8 protein-coding genes are annotated in these 8943 nt (G+C 58.8%); 3 read left to right on the forward strand and 5 right to left on the reverse strand.

Annotated features, from left to right (window positions below):
* Positions 1-212: 212 nt before the first annotated feature.
* From FHX15_RS30565 to FHX15_RS30575, 3 genes are all read right to left on the reverse strand, one after another.
* On the reverse strand, positions 213-1238 hold the full coding sequence (locus FHX15_RS30565; RefSeq protein WP_184402064.1) for an ABC transporter permease: 1026 nt from the start codon (positions 1236-1238) through the stop codon (positions 213-215).
* Between the two features lie 33 nt (positions 1239-1271).
* The gene (locus tag FHX15_RS30570) at positions 1272-2813 is read right to left on the reverse strand and encodes a sugar ABC transporter ATP-binding protein (protein WP_184402065.1); all 1542 of its coding nucleotides are present in this window, start codon (positions 2811-2813) and stop codon (positions 1272-1274) included.
* A 69-nt stretch (positions 2814-2882) separates the two neighbouring features.
* Positions 2883-3812: a sugar ABC transporter substrate-binding protein gene (locus FHX15_RS30575; protein ID WP_184402066.1), complete on the reverse strand. Its 930-nt coding sequence runs from the start codon at positions 3810-3812 to the stop codon at positions 2883-2885.
* Positions 3813-4199: 387 nt separating this feature from the next.
* On the opposite strand from FHX15_RS30575, the gene FHX15_RS30580 reads away from it, so the two are divergent.
* Positions 4200-4703, forward strand: coding sequence for a DUF1993 family protein (locus tag FHX15_RS30580; protein WP_184402067.1), 504 nt, complete (start codon positions 4200-4202; stop codon positions 4701-4703).
* Between the two features lie 5 nt (positions 4704-4708).
* On the opposite strand, the gene FHX15_RS30585 is transcribed toward FHX15_RS30580, so the two are convergent.
* Together FHX15_RS30585 and galE are read right to left on the reverse strand one after the other, a co-directional pair.
* Positions 4709-6250, reverse strand: a complete 1542-nt coding sequence (locus FHX15_RS30585; protein ID WP_184402068.1) for an alkaline phosphatase family protein — start codon at positions 6248-6250, stop codon at positions 4709-4711.
* Positions 6228-7211, reverse strand: a complete 984-nt coding sequence (gene galE / locus FHX15_RS30590; protein WP_184402069.1) for a UDP-glucose 4-epimerase GalE — start codon at positions 7209-7211, stop codon at positions 6228-6230. Before galE ends, FHX15_RS30585 begins: the two co-directional genes overlap by 23 nt.
* Before the next feature lie 298 nt (positions 7212-7509).
* On the opposite strand from galE, the gene FHX15_RS30595 reads away from it, so the two are divergent.
* Both FHX15_RS30595 and FHX15_RS30600 read left to right on the forward strand, forming a co-directional pair.
* Positions 7510-8154: a ThuA domain-containing protein gene (locus FHX15_RS30595; RefSeq protein ID WP_184402070.1), complete on the forward strand. Its 645-nt coding sequence runs from the start codon at positions 7510-7512 to the stop codon at positions 8152-8154.
* A 51-nt stretch (positions 8155-8205) separates the two neighbouring features.
* Complete coding sequence (locus FHX15_RS30600; RefSeq protein WP_184402071.1) at positions 8206-8775, forward strand: GNAT family N-acetyltransferase; 570 nt, start codon at positions 8206-8208, stop codon at positions 8773-8775.
* Positions 8776-8943 lie beyond the last annotated feature (168 nt).

The raw sequence follows: 8943 nt of genomic DNA on the forward strand, positions 1-8943 counted from the left end.
GTCGCAACACGATATGACAAGCTCATGCTCAACTTCGCCGCAACTTGCTACATCGCCGCCATCGTCATTTGGTGGACTTGATTGAGTCTGGAGCCCAGGACGATCAACCATTATCGGCTAACGATTTTCACTTGATGGAATCGGAGGCCCGAGATCGATCTCCACGACCGTGGCGCCAGAATCAATTGAGGGGGCCGGAGCCCCCTTTCAGTTCAGTGCTTGGTACGCTTCTTCTGTCTGTAGACGTCGACGACCACTGCGGCGACGATGATGACGCCCTTTACGATTTCCTGGTAGTAGGCGTCGATTCTGAGGAAGGTGAAACCGGAGGTCATGACACCCAGGATGACGGTGCCGATGACAGTACCGGTGATCCGCCCGACGCCGCCGGTGAGCGAAGTGCCGCCGATGACGGTCGCGGCGATCGCGTCGAGTTCATATCCGACGCCCATGCTGGCCTGCGCAGTTTCGGCGCGCGCCGCCGTGACGATACCGGCAAGGCCAGCGAGCAATCCGGCGATCACATAGACCTTGACGAGATGCGCCTCGATATTGATGCCGGAAACGCGCGCAGCCTGCGGATTAGCGCCGATCGCATAAGTGAACTTTCCGTAGCGCGTGTATCGCAGCGCGATGTGAAAGATCAGCGCGACGACGAGGAAGACGACAACCGGCCATGCCTTGGTTCCGATGAAATGGAACTGTTCGGTGATCCCGGAGACCGGTTGCCCCTTCGTATACCATTTCGCGACACCTCTGGCCGACACGAACATGCCGAGCGTCGCGATGAACGGCGGGATCTTCGTATAGGCGATGAGCGAGCCGTTTATGAGGCCGGCGACCGAGCCGATCAGCAGGCCGATCATGATCGGCACGAGCGCCGGCAGATCGGTCAGCGAAGGAAAAACGGCCCGCCCCCAGGTGGAGGACTGAGCGAAGCTCGTCGCAATCATCGCGGTCATGCCAACGACCGAGCCCGACGAAAGATCGATGCCGCCGGTGATGATGACCTGAGTGACGCCGACGGCGATGATGCCGATCACGGAGACCTGCAGGATCATGATCGTCAGGCGCTGCGAATTCAGAAGGAAGCTCTGGCCAATGAACAGCCAGCCCAGCACTTCATAGACCAGCGCGATGCCGACAAGCACGAGGAAGATGCTGAGTTCCGGCGGCATGCGCCGCCGTCTCGGCCGGGTCGCAAGCGGAGCCGGACTCTCTGCTGCCGTAGTATTCATGTCAAACCTCCCTTGGGTGATCACCGGCGCGCATCACTGCGCAGCCAGTTCCATCACCTTGATCTGCGTTGCTTCATCGCGATTGAGGAAACCGGTCACGCGCCCTTCATGCATGACCATGATGCGATCGCTCATCCCGAGCACTTCTGGCATCTCCGACGAGATCATTATGATCGCCACGCCGTTGCGCGCCATTTCCGTGACCAGCCGATGAATTTCCGCCTTGGCGCCGACATCGATGCCGCGCGTCGGCTCATCGAGGATCAGAATCTTCGGATGAGTGAGCAGCCAGCGCCCGATCAGAACCTTTTGCTGATTGCCACCGGAAAGATTCTCGACGCGCTCGTAAAGATTGGGCGTTTTCACGCGCAATCTTTTTGCCATGTCTTCGCAGGTCGCCTCGATCGCCCCCTGTTGCACGAAACCGGCCTTGACAAATCGGTCCTGGAGGACGGCGATCTGCATATTCTCCAGAATATCGAGGATCAAAAGGCAGCCCGTGTCTTTCCGGTCCTCGGTCAGGAACGCCATCTGGTGGCGGATAGCCTCGGTCGGCGAGGAAATCGTCACCGGCTTGCCAAAAAGCTCGATCGAGCCGGAGCTTGCCGGAGTCACTCCGAAAAGCGTTTCAGCGACATTCGACCGTCCGGAGCCGACGAGGCCGGCCACGCCCAGAATCTCGCCGGCTCTCACGTCGAAGGAAACGTTCTGGAAAACCCTGTTGAGACAGAGATCCTTGACGGAGAGCACGACCTCGCCAATCGGCACCTCTTCTTTGGGAAACATCTGGGTGATTTCGCGCCCGACCATCATGCGGATGATATCGTCGCGGGTGACGTCGGTCGAAGCATGCGTGCCGATATATCGGCCGTCGCGGAAGACGGAGAACTCGTCGGCGATCTCGAAAAGCTCGTTCATCTTGTGGGTGATGTAGACGATGCCGATGCCCTGGGCCCTCAGATCGCGGATGATGCGGAAAAGATGCTCGACCTCACGCTCCGTCAGCGCCGAAGTGGGCTCGTCCATGATGAGGACATCGGAATTGTAGGAGACCGCCTTGGCAATTTCGACCATCTGCCGGTTTGCGACCGAGAGGTACCTGACCTCGATATCGGGGTCGATTGCGATATTGAGCCGGGCAAACAGCTCTTCGGTCATCCGATGCATTACGCCGTGATCGACGAAGCCGAAACGGTTCTTCGGCTCGCGGCGAATCCAGATATTTTCCGCGACCGTCATGAACGGCATCAGGTTCAGTTCCTGATGGATCATCGCAATGCCATTCTCCAGCGCATCGAGCGGAGATTTCAGACGTATCTCAACCCCCTTCAGGCGAATATCGCCCCTATCGGGCGTGTAGATGCCGGCAAGGATCTTCATCAGCGTCGATTTGCCGGCGCCGTTCTCGCCCATCAGCGCATGCACGGAAGCGCGCTTCAGCCGGAACTGCACGTCGTCGAGGGCGATGACACCGGGAAATTCCTTCCGAACGCCCTCGGCGCTCAAGAGATATTCCGCATTCGGAACTGCGCCGCTTGCGCGCACGGCGGCCATGGTTGACGGGCTGACGGCCATATCATCTCCTCCGGATACGGACAGGCGGAAAGGATGCGGGCAGAGCCCGCATCCTGCTTGGCGTTTGCCTCAGTTCTTGGAGACAAAGTCTTTTACGTTGGCAGGGGTCACGAGCTGGAAGGGGATGTAGACCTTCTTCTCGACCTTTTCGCCCTTGGCAATCTTGAGCGCGGTATCGAGAGCGCCCTTGCCCTGGCCGGCGGCGTCCTGGAACACGGTGACATCGAGATCGCCTGCCTGCATGGCGGCAAGCGCGTCCTGCGTGGCATCGACGCCACCGATGACGACCTTCTTCATATCCTTGCCGGCTGCCTTCAGCGCCTGGATGGCGCCGATCGCCATTTCGTCATTGTTGGAGATCACGGCGTCGAACTCGATGCCGCTGGAGAGCCAGTTGGTCATCAGGTCGGCGCCCTGGGTACGATCCCAGTTGGCCGTCTGCTCTTCGACGATCTTCAATCCCTTGCATTCGTCCGTCTTGATGACGTCGTGAACGTCTTGGGTGCGCATGCGCGCAGCCTGGTTGGAGAGTTCGCCCATGATGACGACGGCGTTGCCCTTGCCGCCGAGAATTCGGCAGATTTCCTTGGTTTCCAGCGTGCCGGATTCCTGCTCGTTGGAGGCGACGAAGGCCTGCTTGTCCGGCAGCGTGTCGACGTTGACAGGCTGGCGGTTGACGTAAACAAGCGGAATGCCAGCGTCAGCGGCAAGCTTCGACATCGCCGTAGTCGCATCGGTATCGACAGGATTGACGATGATCGCGTCGACCTTGGAAGCGATGAAGTTCTGGATCTGGCTCTGCTGCTTTGAAACGTCGTTCTGCGCATCTTCGACCTGCAGGGTGACGCCCTTAAGGGTCTTTGCGTAGTCGGTCATACCATTGCGCAAGACCGTCAGGAAATTGTCGTCGAATTTCGCCATCGAAACGCCGACCGTTTCGGCATGAGCCGCTGCCGACATGACAAGCGCCATCGCGGTGCCCAGGATAAGCTTTTTCATTTTACTTCCTCCACAAGTGGTGCCCGGCTGCACCCTCCTCACGCCGGGGCCTCAGACATCCGTCCGCAGGCCTCAAAATCACGCCGCCTCTCCCGTGGCGGCCCCGTTAAAACGGAACAAACAAACCGTAAAATTTGCCTTGTGGAATATTCATTCCATTTTATCGAAACGGCGTCAAGCCTCTTTGCGGATTTCGGACACCATTGCCGAAGCATGAGCTGCGTGCTGCGATGAATTTCGGGTGATAAGCCCGTCGCACCCCGGCCATGATGGACGACAAACCATCATAAGCGCTTATTGCGATCGCCCTGGAAAACCCCATTTAATCGAGACCCGGAACGGCCTGCGCACACCGGTCGTTTGCTTGAAGATTTGGAGACAGGACACATGTCCATTTCGATGTATCGCCTTACGGTGCCGATGTTCCAGCGCGGCATCGCCAGCTTGAAAACCTACCTCGACAAGGCGGAAGCCTATGCCGAGGAAAAGAAGATCGATCCCGCCATCCTTGTGAACGCACGTCTCGCCCCGGACATGCTGCCGCTCTCCGGCCAATATCAGCGTGCCAGCGACACCGCTAAGTTTGCGCTCTCCCGGCTGACGGCAACCGATGCGCCAAAGTTCGAGGACAATGAAGCCAGCATCGCTGATCTGCGCGAGCGCATGGCAAAGACGGAAGCCTATCTCGCCAACTTCTCACCGGAGGCTTTGGAAGGCAGCGACGCTAAGGATATCACCATACCGGGCCGCAACGCTTCCGTCGTGCCGGGCATCGAATATGTCGCGCTTTTCGCACTGCCAAATTTCTATTTCCACGTGACCACCGCACATGCCATCCTGCGCAACCAGGGTGCGCCGGTCGGCAAGCGGGATTTCCTTGGAAACTTCTGATGCCATCAGGGCCGGTACGTCACCGGCCCTTTTTCCGTCAGTTCGGTATAGGCAAGTGTCTGATCGAGATGTCGCGCCCGAAGCGACAGCAACCGTTCTGCATAACTGAGCCGTACCGACGCATAGGCCGGATCATCGGCAAGATTGTGCAGCTCCATCGGATCGTTGACGAGATCGAAGAGCAGCGCCGGCAATGCAGTAAAATGCACATATTTGAATTGCTCGTCGCGGATGACGGCAAGATTCAGCTCATTTGACCGAAGGCCGAAATGCTGCTCCCCTTCGCCATAGGCGATATCCCGGAAATCGAACTCCCAGAAGGCTTCCTCCCGCCAAGCCTGGTCCTTGCCATCGAGGAAGGACGTCAGCGAGCACCCATCGATGCTGTTGGCCGGTCTGATGCCGAGTCGATCGCAAAGTGTCGGGAATACATCGGCAGCGCTGGTGAAGTTCTGCACCGTGCCGCCGGCGGAAGCAGCACCGGGATCGCGGATGACGAGCGGAATATGATAGCTGCCGTCGAAATAGCCGCCCTTGCCGAGCGTCCAATGGTCGCCCGCCATCTCCGCATGATCTGACGTGAAGACGATGATCGTGTTATTCCATTCGCTCGCGTCCTTCAGCGCCTGCCAAATGCGGCCGAGCTGATCATCGACCTCGGCGATCATGCCATAGTAGATAGACCTGATCGCATCGAAATCGGCTGCATTCCATTCGCCGAGTGGGCCTTTCGCACCATGAATGAAACTGCCCTTGCCGGCACGCGGCATGGCATAGGCAAGATAGGGATGGCTTTGCTGTTCCGTCTTGCAATCTGCCGCGCGTGAAAAGACCGGACCTTCGCCAGGCCTGAACATGCGGTTGAACGGCTCCGGCACTGAGAAAGGCGGATGCGGTCGCAAAAAGGAGATATGGGCGAACCACGGCGCGTCCTGCTCGTCCATCCAACGGATGAATTCGCCGGTCAGGAAAGCGGTCTGCGTCTCTTCCCGCGAATAGGCTGGCGCTGCGTCGGAGATTTCCCCTGATGCAGCACCGACCGGAATGTGGATATTACGGCTGACAGCCTCCTTATGCCCGCGGGAGCGCAGCCAGGAAAGCCATTGCCTCTCATGTTCAGGAAGGAGCTGACGGGCCGTGAATCCCGGCAGCACGCCTTCATAGGTCGTCAGATGCGGATCATTGGCATCCCTATCGCGCGGATCTGGCGCCGTGTCCGTATAGCCGAACAGTGTCGGATCGTAACCCGCCCGCCTTGCCGCCAGCGCTAGATTGTCGAACCGCCGGTCGAGCGGCGATCCGTTCCGGCAGACCCGGTGATTCATCTGGTAGAGGCCGGTATAAAGCGTGGCGCGCGCCGGCGAACACGGCGCAGCACCCGCATAATGTCGCCGGAAGAGCGTCCCCTCCTTCGCCAGAGCGTCCACATTCGGCGTCCTGACGCAGGCATGCCCCACAGAAGAGAGGCAGTCGCCGCGCCATTGATCCGCCGTGATGAGCAGAACGTTGGGTTTCGGGCCGCGCTCAGTGCTGATTTGATCTCGCATGCCAGTTCCAGGCCGATTGAATGATTTGCGAGAGATCATATTGCGGCACCCAGCCGAGCACGTCCCGCGCCTTGTCGTTGTTGGCGACCAGCGTATGCGAATCGCCTTCGCGACGACCGATATACTCGACCGGGAACGGCTTGTTGGAGACCTCTTCGATGGCGCCAAGCAGTTCCTTCACGGTGGTGCCTGTGCCGGTGCCGAGATTGAGCGAGACCGACTCGCCGCCATCGAGCAAATATTGGACGGCCCGCACATGCGCATCGGCGAGATCGAGGACATGGATATAGTCGCGCACGCAGGTGCCGTCGCGCGTCTCGTAGTCGCTGCCAAAGACCTTGAAGCCCTGACGACGACCAAGTGCTGCATCAATCGCCAGCGGGATTGCATGCGTTTCCGGCTGGTGCCATTCGCCGATCCGGCCTTCGAAATCGGCGCCGGCGGCATTGAAGTAGCGCAGTACGACGGAACGAAGATTCTTGTACTGATCGTAGTCGGCAAGCGCCTGCTCGACGATATATTTGGTTCGGCCGTAGGGATTGATCGGCACCTGGCGGTGCGTCTCATCGAGCGGCACGCTCTGCGGCAGGCCATAGGTCGCGCAAGTCGACGAGAAGACGAAGGCATTGATGCCCGCCGCCTGCGCCGCCGACAGCAGCGTCAGCGTGCCGATGACATTGTTCTCATAAAAAGAGACCGGATCCTTAACTGATTCGCCGACTTCGATCAGCGCCGCAAAATGCAGGATCGCCGACGGCTTGTGCTTTGCCAGCACCTCATCGAGCCGGGCGCGATCACGAATATCGCCCTCTTCCGCCGGTCCCCATTTGACGAATTCGCGATGGCCGTTGGAAAAATTATCGAAGACGACGGGCCTGTAACCCTTGTTCGCCAGATCGAGACACGTATGCGAGCCAATATAACCAGCGCCGCCGACGACCAATACGGTTTCACCTGCCATGCCTCTATCCTTTTGCAAGCCACAGATGCACGGACCTTAGCCAAGTTACACGTCGGTAAAAAGTTATCTCGGTTACATATTTGCAAAAAGAAGAAGATTAGGGAGACCTTTTATACGAGATGCGCCCGCCTGCAGGCGATTGCTTCGTCGGCTCCCAGGCATTCATTATGTAGCAGGCATATCGGCAATGAGCGCCGCCTTGGCCGTTTGGCCGAAGAGGCCGAACGACATCTGGCCAGCATGCCGCTACGCTATATCTTACCATTGGAAATTCGCTGTATCAGATCTGGGAGGAAATATGAGGAAGGCGATCATTGTCTGGGGCGGCTGGCCGGGCCATGAGCCGGAACCCTGCGCAAATATCGTTGGGGAATTGTTGCGCGAGGACGGCTTCGCTGTCGAAATCACCAATGATCTTGGCATTTTCGGCTCGCCGCAACTCGCTAGGGCCGACCTGCTGGTGCCGCTCATTACCGGCGAGAAGCTGGAAAAGCCGCATGCGGATTCCCTTGTCGAAGCCGTTCGCGGCGGCCTTGGCCTCGGTGGCCACCACGGCTGCCTTGCCACCTCCTTCAAGGAAAGCGCGCCCTTCCGCTACCTCTCAGGCGTCACCTGGGTTGCCCACCCCGGAAATATCATCGACTTCCGGGTCGCGATCACACGGCAGGACGATCCGTTGATGGAGGATATTCCAGATTTCGACTATCACTCGGAGCAATATTATCTGCATTACGATCCCTCGGTCGAAATCCTCGCAACAACCACTTTCACCGGCCAGTACGATCCCGTCGCGCGTAATGTCACGATGCCTGTCGTCTTCAAGCGGTATTTCGGCGAGGGCCGCGTGTTCTATTCTGCCCTTGGCCATGTCGCCGCCGAATTCAGCCATCCCTACATGCCGTTGATCCTGCGCCGCGGTCTCGGGTGGGCCGCACGGCAGTAGCGGCGCGGGCCGCCGCTTGCCGATCGTCCAGCCGCGCTATATTTTCCCGCCATGCAGGATCGCTTCTCTTTCCTCCCCGCAACCGCCGATCGCTTGGCCGATATCGAAATGGTCTTCGACGATTGCTCCGGCGGCCGGAATTGTCGCTGCGCCTATTGGTATCTTCCGAATGCCGAGTACAAGGCAGGATGGGGCGAAGGAAACCGCAGCTGGTTCCGAAACCTGATTGCAGAGCCGCGCCCGCCCGGCATTCTCGGCTGCCACGAGAACGAGCCAGCCGGATGGTGCGGCGTGGCGCCGCGCGCGGTATTCGACCGGTTGCGCCGTTCGAAACCCTTTGCTCCGGTCGATGGCAGGTCGGTTTGGTCAATCAATTGCTTCATCGTACGCAAACCCTTCCGACGCCAGGGCCTGTCGCGCTTGCTGTTGGTACATGCCGTCGAATTTGCAAAGGCGAATGGCGCCGAATGTCTCGAAGCCTATCCCGTCGATCAAGGAGCCCGTGGTTCAAACGGACCCGAGCTCTACCCGGGAACGCTTTCGATGTTCCTCGATGCAGGTTTCGTCGAGGTGGCAAGACGCCTGCCGACAAGACCGATCGTCCGCCTGGAATGCCGCTGACTATTTCTCGCTCGGTAGGTGATAAGCGGTTCTCCTCATGCCATTCCGGACAGGAAGCCTCTCTCTGAAATTGCCTTAGGCTCCAGACTCAATCAAGTCCACCAAATGACGATGGCGGCGATGTAGCAAGTTGCGGCGAAGTTGAGCATGAGCTTGTCATATCGTGTT

The organism is Rhizobium sp. BK650 (assembly GCF_014195325.1).
Classification (GTDB): domain Bacteria; phylum Pseudomonadota; class Alphaproteobacteria; order Rhizobiales; family Rhizobiaceae; genus Rhizobium.

Bases quoted from the DNA above. Each gene is read 5' to 3' on its own strand.
- FHX15_RS30575 (WP_184402066.1), bottom strand. From the start codon at position 3,812: ATGAAAAAGCTTATCCTGGGCACCGCGATGGCGCTTGTCATGTCGGCA.
- FHX15_RS30595 (WP_184402070.1), top strand. From the start codon at position 7,510: ATGAGGAAGGCGATCATTGTCTGGGGCGGCTGGCCGGGCCATGAGCCG.
- FHX15_RS30580 (WP_184402067.1), top strand. From the start codon at position 4,200: ATGTCCATTTCGATGTATCGCCTTACGGTGCCGATGTTCCAGCGCGGC.
- galE (WP_184402069.1), bottom strand. From the start codon at position 7,211: ATGGCAGGTGAAACCGTATTGGTCGTCGGCGGCGCTGGTTATATTGGC.
- FHX15_RS30585 (WP_184402068.1), bottom strand. From the start codon at position 6,250: ATGCGAGATCAAATCAGCACTGAGCGCGGCCCGAAACCCAACGTTCTG.
- FHX15_RS30565 (WP_184402064.1), bottom strand. From the start codon at position 1,238: ATGAATACTACGGCAGCAGAGAGTCCGGCTCCGCTTGCGACCCGGCCG.
- FHX15_RS30570 (WP_184402065.1), bottom strand. From the start codon at position 2,813: ATGGCCGTCAGCCCGTCAACCATGGCCGCCGTGCGCGCAAGCGGCGCA.
- FHX15_RS30600 (WP_184402071.1), top strand. From the start codon at position 8,206: ATGCAGGATCGCTTCTCTTTCCTCCCCGCAACCGCCGATCGCTTGGCC.